The organism is Streptomyces sp. KR55, assembly GCF_052245645.1.
GTDB classification, from domain to species: Bacteria; Actinomycetota; Actinomycetes; order Streptomycetales; family Streptomycetaceae; genus Streptomyces; species Streptomyces flavusporus.
Genome location: NZ_JBQQCE010000040.1, coordinates 17406 through 34225, shown reverse-complemented (window position 1 = coordinate 34225; position 16820 = coordinate 17406). Strand labels below are relative to the sequence as shown.

The following is a 16820-nucleotide window of genomic DNA, read 5'->3' as shown; positions in this document are numbered from 1 at the left end:
GCGGAGGAGGGAGTCGACGCGATGGGGCCCCTCCCGCGCATGGGGTCCCCCCCGCTCGAGCGAAGTCGAGCGTGGGGGAGAAGCCGAGCGTGGGGGAGTCGGCGAGTGACGACAACGCGGCAGATGTGCGTGCCAGCCCCCGCGTCTGCGGCATGATCCGCCGGACAGGCCCTAGGGACGTTAGCTTGACAGCATGGCCGAAAATGGGGCATCTGCGCGTGAAGCGGCGTACACGGAGGGCGTCCCCTGCTGGGTGGACGCGCAGCTCGCCGACGTCGAGGCGGGAAAACGGTTCTACGGTGAGCTCTTCGGGTGGACCTTCGAGGAGTCGTACGGCGGGACCGTGTGGGCGTACCACGACGGTGAGCCCGTCGCCGGGCTCGCGCACAAGCCGGACGGCCGCCTGCCCACGGTCTGGACGGTGTACTTCGCGACGCCGGACGCCGAGGCCCTGTGCCGGCGGATCCTGGCGGCCGGCGGCCAGATCGTCACCGCACCGATCCCGGTCGGCGAGCTGGGCGTCGCCGCGCTCGCCGCCGACCCCGAGGGTGCCGTCTTCGGTCTGTGGCAGCCGGGGACGCACCCGGGGTTCGGGCAGCGCCACGAGCCCGGCAGCTTCGTCTGGGTCGAGCTGTACGCCCGCGACCCCGAGGCCGTCGGCGCCTTCTACGGGGGCCTGTTCACCGACGCCCTGGTCGGCCCGGACGCCGAGCCCGACTTCGGCCGCGCCCCGCTCACCGAGGTCTTCCCGGCCGAGATGCCACCGCACTTCATGGTCCACTTCGGGGTCGAGGACTGCGATGCCGCACTCGGGACGGTGAACCGGCTCGGCGGCCGCGTCCAGGCGGGACCGTTCGACACTTCGTACGGAACGGTGGGTGTGGCCACGGACGACCAGGGGGCCTCGTTCGCCGTACTGCAGCGCTGACGTGCACATTTTTGTCGCGTTATAGGGCGAGACACCCGATATGTCACTGGGTTCGCAACCTGTGGCCCGGACAGGAAGAATCGGGGTGCGTGCCGCCACGGCGGTGCGGTGGTGAGACGCTGCACGCGGTCGCGTACATATGTGGGTGACGCGGCTCGTACGGGGAGGTGGCAGGCAAGTGGTGGATCAGCTGACGCAGCACGATCCGCGGCGGATCGGGCCGTTCGAGGTGCTGGGACGGCTGGGTGCCGGCGGCATGGGGCTGGTCTATCTCGCGCGCTCGGCGTCCGGCCGGCGCGTGGCGATCAAGACCGTCCGGACGGAGCTCGCCGAGGACCAGCTGTTCCGTGTCCGTTTCACGCGTGAGGTCGAGGCGGCCCGCGCGGTGTCCGGCTTCTACACGGCGGCCGTGGTCGACGCCGACCCGCGGGCGGCCGTGCCGTGGCTGGCCACCGCGTACGTTCCCGCGCCCTCGCTCGAGGAGATAGTGAACGACTGCGGGCCGATGCCGGCCCAGGCGGTGCGCTGGCTGGCGGCGGGCGTCGCGGAGGCCCTCCAGTCCATCCACGGCGCCGGGCTCGTCCACCGGGACCTGAAGCCCTCCAACGTGCTCGTCGTCGAGGACGGCCCCCGGGTGATCGACTTCGGTATCGCCTCCGGCGTCTCGAACACCCGTCTGACGATGACGAACGTCGCCGTCGGCACCCCCGCCTACATGTCGCCCGAGCAGGCCAAGGACTCCCGCTCCGTCACCGGCGCCAGCGACGTCTTCTCGCTCGGCTCCACCCTCGTCTTCGCCGCCACCGGACACCCGCCCTTCCACGGCGCCAACCCGGTCGAGACCGTCTTCATGCTGCTGCGCGAGGGACCCGACCTCGAAGGCCTGCCGGACGAGCTGCGCCCGCTGATCGAGTCCTGTATGCAGATGGACCCCTCGGCCCGCCCCACCCCCGCCGACCTCCAGGCCCAGCTCGCCCCGCACCTGTTCGGCTCCGGCTCCGACGACAGCGGTACGGCGTCGGCGTGGCTGCCCGAGAAGGCCGTCGGCCTGATCGAGTCCCGCCGCGGCGGCCGCCCCCCTGCCAAGCCCGCCTCCGGCTCCGGCCGCAGCTCCGGCCGGCCGCACGCCGTGCCGCCCCCGCCGCCCCACGACCCGGTCGTCCCGGCGCCCGCGTACACGGCGCCCGCGCCCGCGGCACCCGTGTCCGCCCCGGTCGGCGCCCCCGACGGTGGCCCCGTACGGCTGGCCGGCGCCGCGGTGCCCATCGGCCCCGGCCCGCGCGTCGCCGACGCCCGCGCCGCCGCCGTCAAGGCGCCCCCGCCCGAGGCGGGCCTGGCGGCGTCCTGGGCCAAACCCCGCCCCGGCGTCAACGGCGCCGAACCCGCCGTACCGGCGCCGCAGCCCGCGCCCCCGGAGAACCCGGCCGGCTGGCGCCCCTGGCGGTTCCGTATGTCCAACGACGTCTGGGGCACCCCGGCCGTCGCCGACGACCTCGTCTACGTCACCTCCTTCGAGGTGCACGCCCTGGACGTGGGCACCGGCCGGCGCCGCTTCAAGACCCGGGACGTGGCCTGGTCGATGGCGGTCGCAGACGGACGGATCCACGCCTCCGACGGCCCCACCCTCTTCGCCCTGGACGCCCGCGAGGGCGCCGACCTGTGGCGGCTGTCGACGGACGCCTGGGTGTACTCCCTGAAGGCCGACCGCGGCACCGTCGTCACCGGCACCCGCGGCGGCGGCGTGCAGGCCTGGGAGGCCGCGAACGGCCAGAAGCTGTGGGAGATCACCGGCTGCCAGAGCGACTTCGAGTCCCCGGAGGCCGGGCCCGCCCTGCACGACGGCACGGTGTACGTCTGGCAGGATGCCCGGCTGCGTGCCCTGGACGCCCGCACCGGCGACGAGCGCTGGTCGTACCCGATCGGCGACGCGGCCTCCTGCGGCGGCGTACCGGTCCGGGTCGCCCCCGCATCCGACGGATACGTGTACGTGTCCGCGGGCACCCGCGTCCTCGCCATCGACGTGGCCGGCGGGCATGTGCGCTGGCACTTCGAGGCCCCCGCGGTCTTCCTCTCCCCACCCGCCTTCGCGCCCGGCCCCGCGGTCACCGGCGGCGGCGTCTACCTCGCCGACTACCTCGGCACGGTGTACGCCCTCGACGCCACCGACGGCCGCGACCGCTGGCGCATCGCCACCGAGTCCCGGGCGTCCATCGAACCGGTCCTGGTGGCCGCCGGCCACGTCCACGTCGGCAGCGGCACCGGCCTGTACACGCTGGACGCGGTCACCGGCACCCCCAAGTGGCGGTTCCAGGCGGGCGGCGACATCGTGGGCGCACCGTCGGTCGCCGAGGGCCGTATCCACTTCGGCTCCACCGACCACCTGCTGTACACCCTGAAGGCCGACGACGGCCGACTGCGCTGGAAACTCGCCACCGGCGGCGAGATCACCGGCTCCCCGGTCGTCAAGGACGGCATCGTGTACGCGTGCAGCAAGGACCGCTGCGTGTACGCGCTGGACGCGGAGAAGGGCACGGGCACGGCCCGCACAGCCTAGGGCCTGTCCGGCCGATCAAGTCGCAGGAAAGTGACGGTGCCTCGGCAGCGCAGGTGAGCGGGGTCTGGTGCGTCCAGCTGCAAGGCGGAGGAGGGAGCCGACGCGATGGGGGCCCCTCCCGCGCATGGGGGTCCCCCGCTCGAGCGAAGTCGAGCGTGGGGGAGAAGCCGAGCGTGGGGGAGTCGGCGAGTGACGACAACGCGGCAGATGTGCGTGCCAGCCCACGCGTCTGCGGCATGATCGGCCGGACAGGTCCTAGAGCCTGCGTCATGCTCCGAGCCGCGGGACGGCCGTCGTACCGGGCGCACGGAAGGGTTCCCGACGGCGGCCGTCGCTCGGGCGAGCACCGGTCTTCACCGTGCTCACACCCGACGCTACAGCGGGTGCGCGATGGTCGCCAGGCAGTGACATGGCCGTGACAGACGATCCAGTAGCGTGATGGCATGGATCTTCGGGGGCGCACACTCAAACTCACGGCGATGGCGGCGTTGGTGGTCCTGACGCTGACCGGTTTCTCGACGGGACGCGGCCACGGCCACGGCAGTGGCGGCAGCGACGGCGGGGGAGGGGGCGGCTGCAGCAGCTCCAGCCAGGACCACGACAGCTCGTCGTCGACATCCGGGGGAGGTACCTGGTCGGGCACCGACGACGATGACGACGACCTTGACTACGGCGGCTCGTCCGGCGGCAGCGGCTACAACGACTCCTACGACGACACCGGGACCTCCGGCTCCTCCGGCTCGGGCTCCGCTGAGACGCTGCAGAACGCCTCGGTGAAGCTGGTCAAGTGCGTCACCGGCAAGGCCCCGTACTCCAGGGTCGAGATCACCAACCCCAACGCGAGCACCGCCACCTTCGCCGTCGACGTCACCTTCGAGAACCGGGCGGGCGGCACCGTCAAGCAGGAGACCTGGTTCCTCGAAGTGCCCGGCCGCGACAAGCTCACCGTCGACATCGAGTCGAGCAACAGAAGTCGCGCCGCCGAAGTGGCCGGCTGCGACGTCGACGAGGTCGCCGAGCCGGAGGAGTAGCCCTCATCGCGTCCGGTGCTCCCGGCGCCGGCCGCGGAACAGCTCCGTCTGCAGCCCCGCCGGCGCATTGCCCAGCGCGATCAGCGCCGGCGCCTGCGCGAACGCCGTCGCCAGGGCCGCCTCCCTGGCCGCCCACAGGGCCCGCACGGTCCCCTGGACGGCCTCGGGAGGGTACCCGGCGAGCACCGTGGCACAGGCGGCCGCCGCCGCCAACGCCTTGCCGGGCGGGGTGACTTCGGACACCAGCCCCACCTCGTACGCCCGCCGCGCCGAGATCCGCTCCGCGGTACCCATGAGCGCCATCCGGGCGGCCTCCCCGTACGGCATCCGCTGCGCCATCAGCATCGACTCGTACGCGCTGACCATGCCGTACGTGGTGTGCGGGTCGAAGAAGCTCGCGCTCGTCCCGGCGACGATGAACTCCGCCTCCCCGAGCAGATAGAACGCCCCGCCGCAGGCCATCCCCTCCACGGCCGCGACGACCGGCTTCCACAGGTCGTTCGCCTTCGGCCCCACGCTCAGCAGCGGATCGTCCACCATGTACGGCGAATTGGGCTGGGGAACCTCGGTGCTTCGGTCGACGCCGGTGCAGAAGGCCCGCTCCCCGGCCCCGGTGAGGACGACGGCCCGTACGGTGTCGTCGTACCGGAACTCCCGCCATGCAGCGGCGAGTTCGGCAGCCAGGGTGAGATCGATGGCGTTGAGCCGCTCGGGCCGGTCGAGGGTGACGACGGCGACGCCGGTGTCCTTGTCGGCGGTGACCCGCAGGCCGCTCATCCGTACACCCACTGCGGAACCCCGGCGTCGGTGAACACGACCCGGACCCTCGCGCCGATCCGGACCCGGTCCGGCGGAACGGAGTCGAGGGGCGCGCCGGGACGGCTGACGAGGTTGCCGACCAGCCGTATTCTCGGTGCCTCCGCCAGCTCGACGACGATCACGTTGTACGGCGCCTGCTCGGCGTAGTCGGGCAGCAGTGGCGGATGCGGGACGACGTACGACCAGATCCGCCCGAGCCCGGACATCCGGCGCCACTCGGACGCGAACGACTGGCAGTGCGGGCAGCAGGGCCGGGGCGGGAAGCGCAGTTCACCGCAGTCGGCGCAGGCCTGGACACGCAGCTCGCCCTGGGCGGCGTACCGCCAGAAGGGGGCGCCGTCGGGGTCGATGACGGGACTCAGCATGCTCCTCAACTCCTCAGCAGCAGGGCGGAGGTGGGGACGCCCTCGCCGGCGGTGACCAGGCAGGTGGCGGCGCCCGGGACCTGGGCGGTACTGGTGCCCCGCAGTTGCTTCACGCCCTCGGTGATCAGGTTGAACCCGTGGACGTAGGCCTCGCTGAGCCCGCCGCCCCCGGTGTTCAGCGGCAGCCGCCCGCCGATCTCAAGGGCGCCGCCCTCCGTGAAGGCGCCGCCCTCACCCCGGTCGCAGAAGCCGTAGCCCTCCAGGGAGAGCGGTATGAGGGGCGTGAACGCGTCGTAGATCTGGGCGACGTCCACGTCCTGCGGAGTGAAGTCGGCGTGCTTCCACAGGTGCCGGGCGGCGGTCCAGGCGGGCCCGGTGAGCGGGTCGTCGTTCCAGTAGTTGACCATTCCGTGGTGCTGGGCGGGCAGCCCCTGCGCGGCGGAGTGCACGTACACGGGCCGCTGCCGGCAGTCCCGGGCGCGCTCGCGTGAGACGACGACACAGGCCAACGCCCCGTCCGTCTCCAGGCAGTTGTCGAAGAGGCAGAGGGGTTCGCTGATCCAGCGGGAGGTCATGTACATCTCGCGGGTGAGGGGGCGGTCGTACATCACCGCGGCGGGGTTCTGGTTGGCCCGGTTGCGGCAGGCGAGGGCGACGTTGAACAGGTGATCGCGGGTGGCGCCGTACTCGTGCAGGTAGCGGCGGGTGAGCATGGCGATCTCGTCGGCCGGGCGGAGCAGCCCGAAGGGGCGGGTCCACTGGGCGGGTGTGGGGAGTTGGGCGGTGGTGTTCGTCCAGGGCCGCGGCCCGCTGCCGCGCTTGCGGGACCGCCAGGCGACCCCGACGGTGGCCTGCCCGGTGGCGATGGCAGCGGCGAGATGGGCGACGGTGGCGCAGGAACCGCCGCCGCCGTAACCGACCTTGCCGAAGAAGGTGAGGTCACCGAGCCCGAGGGCCTTGGCGAGCTCCACCTCGTCGGTCTCCTCCATCGTGTACGAGGCCAGGGCGTCGACCTCGCCCGGAGCGATCCCGGCGTCGTCCAGGGCGGCGAGGACGGCACGGCAGGCGAGGGTCCGCTCGTCCTCGGGGAGCTGCCGGGCGAAGGCGGTCTGCCCGATCCCGACGATGGCCGTCGCGTCCTTCAGCCCTGCCATGAGCACACCTCCACACCCGGGACCGGCCTGCTGACAGTCCGTCAGGCTACCGCTAATCTGACGGGCAGTCAGCTACCTGTTCGGGAGGCCGGTGTGCGCGGAGACGTGGAGTGGGGCAGCATTCCGGGGCTGGTACGGAGCGCGGCCGAACGGTACGGCGACGCCGAGGCGGTCGTGGAGGGCCGGACCAGGATCTCGTACGCCGAACTGGGCGCCCGCGTGGAACGCGCCGCCGCGGCCTGTCTGGCGAACGGGGTGTCGCCCGGGGACCGCGTCGCCATCTGGGCGCCGAACTCGCTGGACTGGATCGTCTCGGCGCTGGGCGCGGTGTCGGCCGGGGCGGTCCTGGTCCCGCTGAACACCCGCTTCAAGGGGACGGAGGCGGCGGACGTCCTGCAGCGCAGCCGTGCCCGCCTGCTGTTCGTGACGGGCACGTTCCTCGGCACCTCGTACGTGGCGTCACTGCGCCGCGCGGCGGGGGAGGGCCCCGGTGACGGCCGGGGCCCACTGCCCGGACTGCCCTCCCTGGAGCAGGTGGTGGTCCTGTCGGACGACGCCCCGGCCGACTTCCGCACCTGGAAGGACTTCCTGGCGAGCGGCGACACAGTGCGGGAGTCCGCCGTCCGCTCCCGCGCATCCGGCGTCGACCCGTCCTGGCCCTCGGACATCATCTTCACCTCGGGCACGACCGGCCGCCCCAAGGGCGCGGTGATCACCCACGCCCAGACCCTCCGCGCCTACGAGGTGTGGAGCGACCTGGCGGGCCTGCGGCACGACGACCGCTACCTCATCGTGAACCCCTTCTTCCACACCTTCGGCTACAAGGCCGGCGTCCTGGCCTGCCTGATGCGCGGCGCGACGATGATCCCCCAGCCGGTGTTCACCGCGACCACCGCCCTGGCGAACATCGCGGCGGAACGCGTCTCCGTCCTCCCCGGCCCGCCCGCTCTCCACCAGTCCCTCCTCGACCACGCCTCCCGCGACGCCCACGACCTGTCGGCGCTGCGCCTGGTGGTGACCGGCGCGGCTGTGGTCCCGCTCCGCCTGGTCGAACGGCTGCGCGGTGAACTCGGCGTGGAGACGGTCCTCACGGCGTACGGCCTCTCCGAAGCGAGCGGCATCGTCACGATGTGCCGCCGCGGCGACGACCCCACGGTGATCGCATCGACGTCCGGCCGGGCCATCCCGGGCACGGAGGTACGGGTCGACGCTCCCCTCGGCACCCCCGGCGAGGTCCTCGTCCGCGGCTTCAACGTCATGCGCGGCTACTTCGAGGACCCGGCGGCCACGGCGGAGGTCCTGACACCGGACGGCTGGCTGCGCACCGGCGACGTGGGCGTCCTGGACGAGGCGGGCAACCTGCGCATCACCGACCGCATCAAGGACATGTTCATCGTCGGCGGCTTCAACGCCTACCCCGCGGAGATAGAGCAGGTCCTCGGCCTGCATCCGGACGTGTCCGACGTCGCCGTCATCGGCGTACCGGACGCCCGCCTGGGCGAAGTCGGCAAGGCGTACGTGGTACGGCGCGCGGGGGCCGTACTGACCGGGGACGACCTGATCGCATGGGCACGCCGGGAGATGGCGAACTACAAGGTGCCACGGGCGGTGGAGTTCGTGGGGGAGCTGCCGCGGAACGCGAGCGGGAAGGTGGTGAAGGGGGAGTTGAGGGCACGATCCACGTCGTCGTCGCTGCGGGACGCCGGCCGGCGACGGCGTCCCGCAGCGGGCTGGTCTGACAGCCGTTGATCAGCAATTAGTGATCAGCCACCAGCTGCCAAGACATTGGCCGGTGTTGGCCGGGTTGGCCGTTCACCCGAAGGCACGCACAGCCTGGTAGTACGTCCATGCAGTGCTGTTGCAGGCGGTCTTGGTCCCGCCGCTGTAGTTGTTGCAGACGCGCTTGAGGTCCTCGTAGAAGGCGCTGTCGAGACGGGCCTTGTTGGCGTCGAAGGCGCCTGCCGCCTTGTAGTTGCGGTAGCCGAAGTCGTGGCGGGCGCAGGACATGGCGAAGGGGAAGCCGAACGGGTTGTCCGGCGAGGAGGAGCAGTAGTCGGTCGACCAGTCGAAGGCGTACGCCGACCAGGCGGCCTGGTTCGCACGGGCGGCGGCCCAGGCGTTGTAGCTCGACGCGCTGGTCTGCGTCCAACTGGCGAGGACCTGCGGCTTGTCGGCCGGAGCGGCGGTGGCGGCGGTCGCGGTACCGACGACGGCGACCAGGGAGAGAGTCGAGGCGGCAAGAGCAGTGGCGAGTCTGCGGTGCATCCCACACCTCCATGAGGCTGCTGCCCGCCCATCGGGCAACAGGTTCATGACAAGAGGATCGGCATCGCGACCATGCCTTTACACCTCATGTGCCCTAATGACCCATTAACTCTTGGGCATGACGGGCATTCAAAAGGTGAACACCAGCGAGAGTTGGCAGCTGCTGTGATGCGCGCCTGTTGGTGGAGCCCCCGTCGGGGCCGCTCGCTCGCTTCTCACCCGTGCTGGAACGAGCCGAGCCAAGGGGCGGCCGCAGGCCGATCGGCGCAGCCGACGCGAAGCGCCCTTTACTCGGGCCGTGGAAGCACGACACTGGCCATGAAGCGGGCGGCCCCGACTCACCTGCAATCCCGGCGGCGTCAGAACGCCGCGACCCGAAGGCGCCCGCACGGTCCAGCTCACGGTCGCGTGGACTCCGTACGAGGCGTTCAGCCGACGGCGGTCAGGGCGGCGCGGATCTGCTGGATCATCTGCGCAGGGCGGTGGAAGACGTCCTCGGCGGTGAAGCGGAGGACCAGGCGTACCTCCGGGCACTGCGCGATCTGGTTGAAGCGGGCCACGTCCCGGCGATGGGAATCGCGGGTGCCGTGGTATGTGTACCCCTCGATCTCCACCCCGAGGCCCTCGGCCCGGAAGGGGAAGTCCAGGAAGCGGCGGCGTCCGTCGGGAGTGCGCAGCTCGGCCTGGGACTCGGGATGCAAGCCCGCGTCGTGCATCCGCAGGCGAGCGATCGTCTCCGCCGGCGAACCTGAGCCCGGGTCTGCCGGCTCCAGCCAGCGGCGTGCCCTGACGGACCCCCGGAGCGGGCTGTCCAGCGCGGCGGCGAGTGTCGCGGGAACCGTGAGCCCGTACGAGCCTGTGGACAACTCGCCGGACCCCTCGTTCAGTGCGGTAATTGGCAGGTTTGGCTCACTCGTGGAGTGGCAGTGCCCAGTGATGGTGGGGGGCGTGGGCGTGCGGGGGTGAGCCAAACCTGCCAATTGACTCTGTGGGCGTCCTGAGGCGTTGCCACGTCGGCGTGAAACGTGCACTTGACACGCATCGGCCGCGGCGGCTCCCCCTCCGCGCCGCCGCGGCCGATCCCCGTTGAGGAGGGTCAGTTGGACGGTTCGCTCGTCGCGTGCTGGTCCAGCGGCTTGACCTGACCGCCCGTGGCGTGCTGGTCGAGCGTGGTGAGCTCCTCGTCGGTGGCGTGCTGGTCCTGCGGCTTGACCTCGCCGCCCGTGGCGTGCTGGTCGAGCGTGGTGAACTCCTCACCGGTGGCGTGCTGGTCCTGCGGCTTGACGACGGGCTCGCTCTTCTTCTCGCTCATGACGGGTCCACTCCCCAGTTCTTTACCTAAAGGCCAGAGGTTCGGCACCCGGCCGGCGGCTCCCCCGATGGCCGTCGGCCGGGCACCAGTTGGCCGCTCAGACTAACCTCACGGCCCAGCCGTCGATCCGCCTGCCCCGGTTCCGGCGGAGAACGACAGGAGTGAGCATGTCGGGTCGCGATAAACGTTCAATGAACGCCTCCACGACCCGCTACGCCGCGGCCGCAGGAGTCAGCAGATCGCGCACCTCGTCCGCTTCGGGCGCGTCCAGCTCCTCGTATATGCGCAGTGCTTCACGCCAGCAGACCTGGGCACGCCCTGTCTGCCCGATCCCACTCAGGGCACGGCCGAGGACGGTGAGCACGAGCCCACGCCGCCATTTCCCTCCGATGCCACGCAGCACGGTCAGGGCCATTTCCGCGTTGGAGGCTGCCTGGGCCGGATGGCGTGCGGCGAGGTCTACCTGGGCGAGCCGGAAGAGTGTCATTCCTTCCCAGAGCCGCTGGCGACTGTCCCGGAAGGTCTCCAGGGCTTCCCTGAGACTCTCCGCCGCCAAGCGGAGTTCCCCGCTGCTCGTCAGCGCGAGACCCAGGGCATAGCGCCCGTTCGCGCCCCGCAGCGAGTTTCCCATCGCGTCGTAGATGTCGATGCCCTGCTGTGCGAGGGCTACAGCGCTCTCCACCCGAGCTGTTGCCAAGTGGATCCGGGACAGGTTGCACAGGGCGCTGGCCTCGCCCGGGCGGTTCCCGTCGCTGCGGAAGTTCTCGATCGCCGCGTTGAGGTGACGCTCACCCTCAGCGTGGCGATTCTGGTAGATCGCGATGATGCCCCTGGTGTTCGGGGCCCAGCAGCTGGCGACGGGATCGGCCGCTTCCTTCGCCATGCGCATGGCCTCGACAGCGGCCGCGTCCGCCTGGTCGAAACGCCCTGCCACCATGTGCACGTCGGTGAGAGTGGTCAGCGCGCGACCGGCCGCCCAGGCGTCCTGCGCGGTCCGAGCACTTGCCAGTGCGGCATGGGCGGCAACCTCGTATTCACGGGCGTTGGCACCGGATTCCGCCAGGTCCTTGGCCGCCCACAGCAGGTCCACCGCCCGGCGCAGCCGGCTGTCGCCCACGGACTGGCGAACACAGAAAAGCAACGCATCTGCCTCGGCGTACAACCAGTCCTGCGCGGCGTGACGATCGGCGAAGGTCAGCCCCGGGTACCTCGTCACTTCCAGGTGATCCACCAGCCGGTCCCCCGGCCGCTCGATCGCATACACCCGCGCCGCCGTCGCCAAGTAGAAGTCCAGCAACCGCGACAGCGCCGCCTCGCGCTCGCTCGGTGGGTGCTCGTCGCGTTCCGCGCACGCACGCGCGTAGAGCCGCACCAGATCATGGAACCGGTACCGTCCAGGCGCCGCCGACTCCAGTAGCGACGTGTCGACGAGGGACTCCAGCAAGTCCTCCGTCTCCTCCGCCGGCAGGTCCAGCACCGCCGCAGCCGCCGCCAGCGAGATGTCCGGTCCGTCCGCCAGTCCCAGCAGCCTGAACGCCCGTGCCTGGCCAGGCTCCAGCTGTCCGTAGCCCAGCTCGAACGTCGCCTTCACCGCCAGGTCGCCGGCCTGGAGCTCGTCCAGTCGCCGGCGTTCGTCTGCGAGCTTCGCCGCCAGTACCGACACCGTCCAAGTGCGCCGGGCGGCCAGCCGGGACGCGGCGATCCTGATCGCCAGTGGCAGGAAGCCGCACGCCGCCACCACGTCGAGGGCGGCCTCCCGTTCCGACGCGACCCGTTCCTCGCCCACGATCTTGGTGAAGAGGGACAGCGCCTCGTCGGGGGACATGACGTCGAGGTCGACCAGGTGGGCACCGGCCAGGTCCACCATCCGGACGCGGGAGGTGACCAGTGCCGCGCACCCGGACGTCCCGGGCAGCAGCGGACGTACCTGGGCGGCATCGCGGGCGTTGTCCAGCAGCACCAGTACCCGTCGGCCGTCCAACACCGACCGGTACAGCGCCGAGCGCTCCTCCAGGGAGTCCGGGATCGCCGAGTCCGCCGTCCCCAGAGCCCTGAGGAACGAACCCAGTACCGTCTCCGGTTCCGCCGCCCGGGCGCCCGCGCCTTGGAGATCGACGTACAGCTGCCCGTCCGGGAACGCCGACCGTGCCTGATGCGCCACATGGACCGCCAGCGTCGTCTTGCCCACGCCGCCGATGCCCGCGAGCGCCGAGACCGCCATCACCCGGCCCTCCGCCGACGCCAGCACCTCGCTCAGCTCGGCGACGAAGGAGGAGCGGCCCGTGAAGTCCGGGACAGTCGCGGGGAGTTGGGCCGGGCGTACGGGGGTAGCGGCGGGCTCCGTAACCGGTGCCGACGGTTCCGCCAGTCCCGGGTCCGCCTGGAGGATGCGGTGCTGCAACTCCTGCAGGCCCGGGCGTGGGTCCACACCCAGCTCGTCCGCCAGCAGGCGCCGCGTGTCCGCGTACACGGCAAGGGCCTCCGCCTGCCGGCCGCTGCGGTACAGCGCCAGCATCAGCAGCTCACGCAGGCGTTCGCGGAGCGGATGCGCCGCCGTCAGTGCCGTGAGCTCCGAGACCGCCTCCGCATGGCAGCCCTGCTCCAGGTCCATGTCCAGGCGGGATTCGAGGAGTTGCAGCCGCCATTCCTCCAGCCGGACGCGCTGGGCCTCCGCGTACGGCCCCGGTACGCCCGCCAGCGCCTCGCCGTCCCACAGGGCCACCGCGCGCCCGAGCAGCTCGCGCGCCCGGCACAGGTCCCCCGCGTTCTTCGCCTTCTCCGCGTCCGCCGCCAGGTCCTGCGCCACCGCCAGGTCCAGCGCCCCGTCCGCGACGGAACGGATCGCGTAACCGCCCGACTCGCTGACCAGGACGCCGGCGTCCAGGACCTTGCGCAGCCGGGAGGCGTACGTCCGTAGTGCCGCCAGCGCCCGGGACGGCGGCTCCTCGCCCCACAGCGCGTCGATCAGCTCCGCCGCGGTCGCCGTACGGCCCTCGCGCAGCAGCAGCGCGGCCAGCAGGGCGCGTTGCTGGGGGGAACCGGTGCTCAGTGACTCCTCACCGCGCCAGGCGCGCACCGGCCCGAGCACGCTGAAGCGCAGCGTCTCCGGCTCCTCCGAAGAGCCCGGACGCCTCTGCTTCGGCACTCGAGGTACCTCGTCCATCGCCGTCCCCCTAGACAATCTGAACAACCCTGTCAGTTTGCCTTGCTTCTGGCAGGTGCGTCAGCCGTGCGAGGCCCCAGTCACAGCCAGGCATGCGGACATCACAAGGCCCTCACACCCTCATCGCACACTCCCGCACTGAACTGAGCGCGAAGCACGGTGTGAGATACACCGCGATCGCTTCCGCCGAGATCCACCGCGATCGCTTCCGCCCGGCTGCCGCCGACATTGCTGACGGTCCGTCAGATCAGCGCTACCTTGCCTCCATGGACACCTCCTTCCCGAAGATCATCTCCGTCGACGACCACACCGTCGAACCCCCGAGCGTCTGGCAGGACCGGCTTCCGGAGAAGTACCTGGACACCGGGCCGCGCATCATCCGCGCGCCCCTGAAGGAAATGACCTTCCTCGGCGGCCGCTTCAAGCCCGTCATGGGGCAACCGGGCGACGACGGCCCGATCGGCGACTGGTGGGTCTACGAGGACCTGCACCGCCCCCTCACCCGCCTCGACACCGCCGTCGGCTACGACAGGGACGAGATCAAGCTCGAGATCATCACGTACGAGCAGATGAGGCCGGGCTCGTACGACGTCCCCGCGCGTCTCGCCGACATGGACGTCAACCACGTCCAGTCCGCCCTCTGCTTCCCCACCTTCCCCCGCTTCTGCGGCCAGACCTTCACCGAGGCCGCCGACCACGAGCTCGGTCTGCTCTGCATCCGCGCCTACAACGACTGGATGGTGGAGGAGTGGTGCGGGCCCGAGGCGCAGGGGCGGCTCATCCCCCTCACCCTCATCCCCCTCTGGGACGCCGGGCTGGCGGCGGCAGAAGTACGGCGCAACGCGGCGCGCGGCGTCCGTGCCGTCGCGTTCTCCGAGATACCCCCGCACCTGGGCCTGCCCTCCGTCCACACCGACGACTGGGACCCTTTCCTCGCCGCCTGCGACGAGACCGGCACGGTCATCGCGATGCACATCGGCTCCAGCAGCCGTATGCCCTCCACCTCCGCCGACGCCCCACCCGCCGTCGGCTCCACCATCACCTTCGCCAACTGCTGTTTCTCGATGGTCGACTGGCTGATGAGCGGCAAGTTCGAGCGGTTCCCGAACCTCCGCATCATGTACGCCGAGGGGCAGATCGGGTGGATTCCGTACATCCTGGAGCGCGCCGACGTCGTCTGGGAGGAGAACCGCGCCTGGGGCGGCGTCGCCGACAAGGTGCACCGGCCGCCGTCCGAGCTGTTCGCCGAGCACGTCTACGGCTGTTTCTTCGACGACGCCTTCGGGCTCCGCAACCTGGACTCCATCGGGGTCGGCAACGTCCTCTACGAGACCGACTACCCGCACTCCGACTCCACCTGGCCGAAGTCCCGCGAGGTCGGCGAGGCGCAGATGGGGCATCTGGACGCCGGCACAGTGGAACGGATCGTCCGGCGGAACGCCATCGAGCTGCTCGGGCTGACCGACGACGGCCTGTGGGGTGGGCCATGAGCCTCCGCTACGGCATCCAGCTCCCCGTCCAGTCCCAGAGCACCCTCTACACCGAGCCCTGGGAGGCCGCCGCCGGCCCCGACGACCTCGTCGCCGTCGCCCGCGCCGCCGACCGCGCCGGGTTCGACTACGTCGCCTGCTGCGATCACGTCGCCATCCCGCGCCGGCTCGCGCCCGCGATGAGCACGGTCTGGTACGACCCCGTGGCCACCCTCGCCCATCTGGCGGCGGTCACCGAACGCGTCCGGCTCCTCTCCCATGTCGCCGTCGTCGGACTGCGGCACCCCCTGATCACGGCCAAGCAGTACGCCACCCTCGATCACCTGAGCCGGGGGAGGCTGATCCTGGGGGTCGGCGCCGGGCATGTGCCGGAGGAGTTCGAGGCGCTCGGGGTGGACTTCCGGCAGCGCGGCGCCGTACTCGACGAGTCCATCGACGCCCTTCGGGCCGCCCTCGGCCCGGACGAGTTCCCCGAACACCACGGCAAGCTGTACGAGTTCCACGATCTCGGCCAGCGTCCCCGGCCCGCCCAGCCGAGCGTCCCCCTCTGGGTCGGCGGCTCCTCACCCGCCGCCGTACGCCGGGCTGCACTCAGGGGCGACGGCTGGCTGCCGCAGGGCGACCCGCGGGACCGGCTGCCCGGGCAGATCGCCCGGCTGACAGCACAGCGGGCGGAGGCCGGCATCGACGCGCCCCTCACCATCGGCGCCCTCACCGAGCCGCTCTACGTCGGCCGTCCCGCCTGGGACGTCGGCCGCCGTACCCTCACCGGCACCCCCGACGCCCTCGCCGAGTCCCTGCGGGCCTACCGGGCGATGGGTGTGCACCAGATCCAGGTGCGGTTCCGCAGCCGGAGCCGCGCCGAACTGACCGACCAGATGACCGCATTCGGCGCCGACGTGGCTCCGTACCTGTGAGGAGAACGCATGGGCAAGCTGGACGGACGTGTCGTGATCGTCACCGGTGCGGCGCGCGGGCAGGGGGAGCAGGAGGCCCGGCTGTTCCGGGAGGAGGGCGCCGAGGTCGTCGTCACCGATGTCCTCGACGATGCGGGCGAGGCGCTCGCCAAGGAGATCGGAGCCCGGTACGTCCATCTCGACGTGGGGCGGGAGGACGACTGGCGTGCCGCGGTGGCCGCCGCCAAGGACGCGTACGGCCGGATCGACGGGCTCGTCAACAACGCCGGCATCCTGCGCTTCAACGCCCTCGTGGACACGACCCTCGACGAGTTCATGCAGGTCGTGCAGGTGAACCAGGTCGGCTGCTTTCTGGGCATGAAGACCGTGGCACCCCACCTTGGGACGGGCGGCACGATCGTCAACACCGCCTCCTACACCGGCATGACCGGCATGGCGGCCGTCGGCACCTACGCGGCCACCAAGCACGCTGTCATCGGCCTCACCCGGGTCGCCGCCCTGGAGCTGGCCCACCGGAGCATCCGCGTCAACGCCATGTGCCCGGGCGCCATCGACACGGCCATGTCCAACCCGGCGCTCCTGGACCCGGCCGCGGACCCCGTACAGACCTCGCAGGCCCTGGACGAGCTGTACCGCAGGCTGGTGCCGCTGGGGCGGATCGGGCGGCCGGAGGAGGTGGCGCGGCTGGCGCTGTTCCTGTCCTGCGAGGACTCCTCGTACGTCACCGGGCAGCCGTTCGTGATCGACGGGGGGTGGCTGGCGGGCGTCAGCGTAATCTGACGCTCCATCAGCTATTGACGGTGCGCACCCCCGGTGCCACAG

The 16820-nt window shown here is 71.4% G+C and carries 14 protein-coding genes; 7 read left to right on the top strand and 7 right to left on the bottom strand.

Features of this window, described 5'->3' with window-relative positions:
• Window positions 1–193: 193 nt before the first annotated feature.
• The 3 genes from ACTWQJ_RS08765 (at window position 194) to ACTWQJ_RS08755 (ending at window position 4513) form a co-directional block, all read left to right on the top strand.
• Entirely contained in the window at window positions 194–928 is a 735-nt protein-coding gene (locus ACTWQJ_RS08765; RefSeq protein ID WP_443306056.1) for a VOC family protein, read from the top strand.
• Window positions 929–1106: 178 nt separating this feature from the next.
• Window positions 1107–3482 (top strand): outer membrane protein assembly factor BamB family protein, encoded by a 2376-nt coding sequence (locus ACTWQJ_RS08760; RefSeq protein ID WP_443306055.1) that lies wholly within the window; start codon window positions 1107–1109, stop codon window positions 3480–3482.
• A 443-nt stretch (window positions 3483–3925) separates the two neighbouring features.
• The gene (locus tag ACTWQJ_RS08755) at window positions 3926–4513 is read left to right on the top strand and encodes a hypothetical protein (RefSeq protein ID WP_443306054.1); all 588 of its coding nucleotides are present in this window, start codon (window positions 3926–3928) and stop codon (window positions 4511–4513) included.
• Window positions 4514–4516: 3 nt separating this feature from the next.
• On the opposite strand, the gene ACTWQJ_RS08750 is transcribed toward ACTWQJ_RS08755, so the two are convergent.
• The 3 genes from ACTWQJ_RS08750 to ACTWQJ_RS08740 are packed head-to-tail and all read right to left on the bottom strand — an operon-like array spanning window position 4517 to window position 6851.
• Window positions 4517–5290, bottom strand: a complete 774-nt coding sequence (locus ACTWQJ_RS08750) for an enoyl-CoA hydratase/isomerase family protein (RefSeq protein WP_443306053.1) — start codon at window positions 5288–5290, stop codon at window positions 4517–4519.
• Window positions 5287–5697 carry a Zn-ribbon domain-containing OB-fold protein gene (locus ACTWQJ_RS08745; protein ID WP_224738514.1) on the bottom strand — a complete coding sequence of 137 codons (411 nt, stop codon included), beginning with the start codon at window positions 5695–5697 and terminating at the stop codon, window positions 5287–5289. The genes ACTWQJ_RS08750 and ACTWQJ_RS08745 overlap by 4 nt, the downstream gene beginning before the upstream one ends.
• Window positions 5698–5702: 5 nt before the next feature.
• Window positions 5703–6851 (bottom strand): lipid-transfer protein, encoded by a 1149-nt coding sequence (locus ACTWQJ_RS08740; RefSeq protein WP_443306052.1) that lies wholly within the window; start codon window positions 6849–6851, stop codon window positions 5703–5705.
• 93 nt (window positions 6852–6944) lie between these two features.
• Between ACTWQJ_RS08740 and ACTWQJ_RS08735 the strand changes: the two genes are divergently transcribed.
• Window positions 6945–8600, top strand: a complete 1656-nt coding sequence (locus tag ACTWQJ_RS08735) for a FadD3 family acyl-CoA ligase (protein ID WP_443306051.1) — start codon at window positions 6945–6947, stop codon at window positions 8598–8600.
• 63 nt (window positions 8601–8663) lie between these two features.
• Here the strand turns inward: ACTWQJ_RS08735 and ACTWQJ_RS08730 are convergent, their stop codons facing one another.
• From ACTWQJ_RS08730 to ACTWQJ_RS08715, 4 genes are all read right to left on the bottom strand, one after another.
• Entirely contained in the window at window positions 8664–9116 is a 453-nt protein-coding gene (locus tag ACTWQJ_RS08730) for a phospholipase (protein WP_443306050.1), read from the bottom strand.
• A gap of 428 nt (window positions 9117–9544) precedes the next feature.
• Entirely contained in the window at window positions 9545–9982 is a 438-nt protein-coding gene (locus tag ACTWQJ_RS08725; protein WP_443306049.1) for a hypothetical protein, read from the bottom strand.
• Between the two features lie 230 nt (window positions 9983–10212).
• Window positions 10213–10428, bottom strand: coding sequence for a hypothetical protein (locus ACTWQJ_RS08720; protein ID WP_443306048.1), 216 nt, complete (start codon window positions 10426–10428; stop codon window positions 10213–10215).
• Between the two features lie 211 nt (window positions 10429–10639).
• Window positions 10640–13591 carry a BTAD domain-containing putative transcriptional regulator gene (locus ACTWQJ_RS08715; RefSeq protein ID WP_443306047.1) on the bottom strand — a complete coding sequence of 984 codons (2952 nt, stop codon included), beginning with the start codon at window positions 13589–13591 and terminating at the stop codon, window positions 10640–10642.
• Between the two features lie 266 nt (window positions 13592–13857).
• Between ACTWQJ_RS08715 and ACTWQJ_RS08710 the strand changes: the two genes are divergently transcribed.
• Genes ACTWQJ_RS08710 through ACTWQJ_RS08700 form a run of 3 tightly spaced genes read left to right on the top strand, consistent with a single transcriptional unit; the run spans window position 13858 to window position 16778 of the window.
• Window positions 13858–15081 carry an amidohydrolase family protein gene (locus tag ACTWQJ_RS08710; protein ID WP_443306046.1) on the top strand — a complete coding sequence of 408 codons (1224 nt, stop codon included), beginning with the start codon at window positions 13858–13860 and terminating at the stop codon, window positions 15079–15081.
• A complete protein-coding gene (locus ACTWQJ_RS08705) occupies window positions 15078–15998 on the top strand; it encodes an LLM class F420-dependent oxidoreductase (RefSeq protein WP_443306045.1) in 921 nt (306 codons plus the stop codon). The genes ACTWQJ_RS08710 and ACTWQJ_RS08705 overlap by 4 nt, the downstream gene beginning before the upstream one ends.
• Window positions 15999–16007: 9 nt before the next feature.
• Entirely contained in the window at window positions 16008–16778 is a 771-nt protein-coding gene (locus ACTWQJ_RS08700) for an SDR family NAD(P)-dependent oxidoreductase (RefSeq protein ID WP_443306044.1), read from the top strand.
• Window positions 16779–16820: the final 42 nt, after the last annotated feature.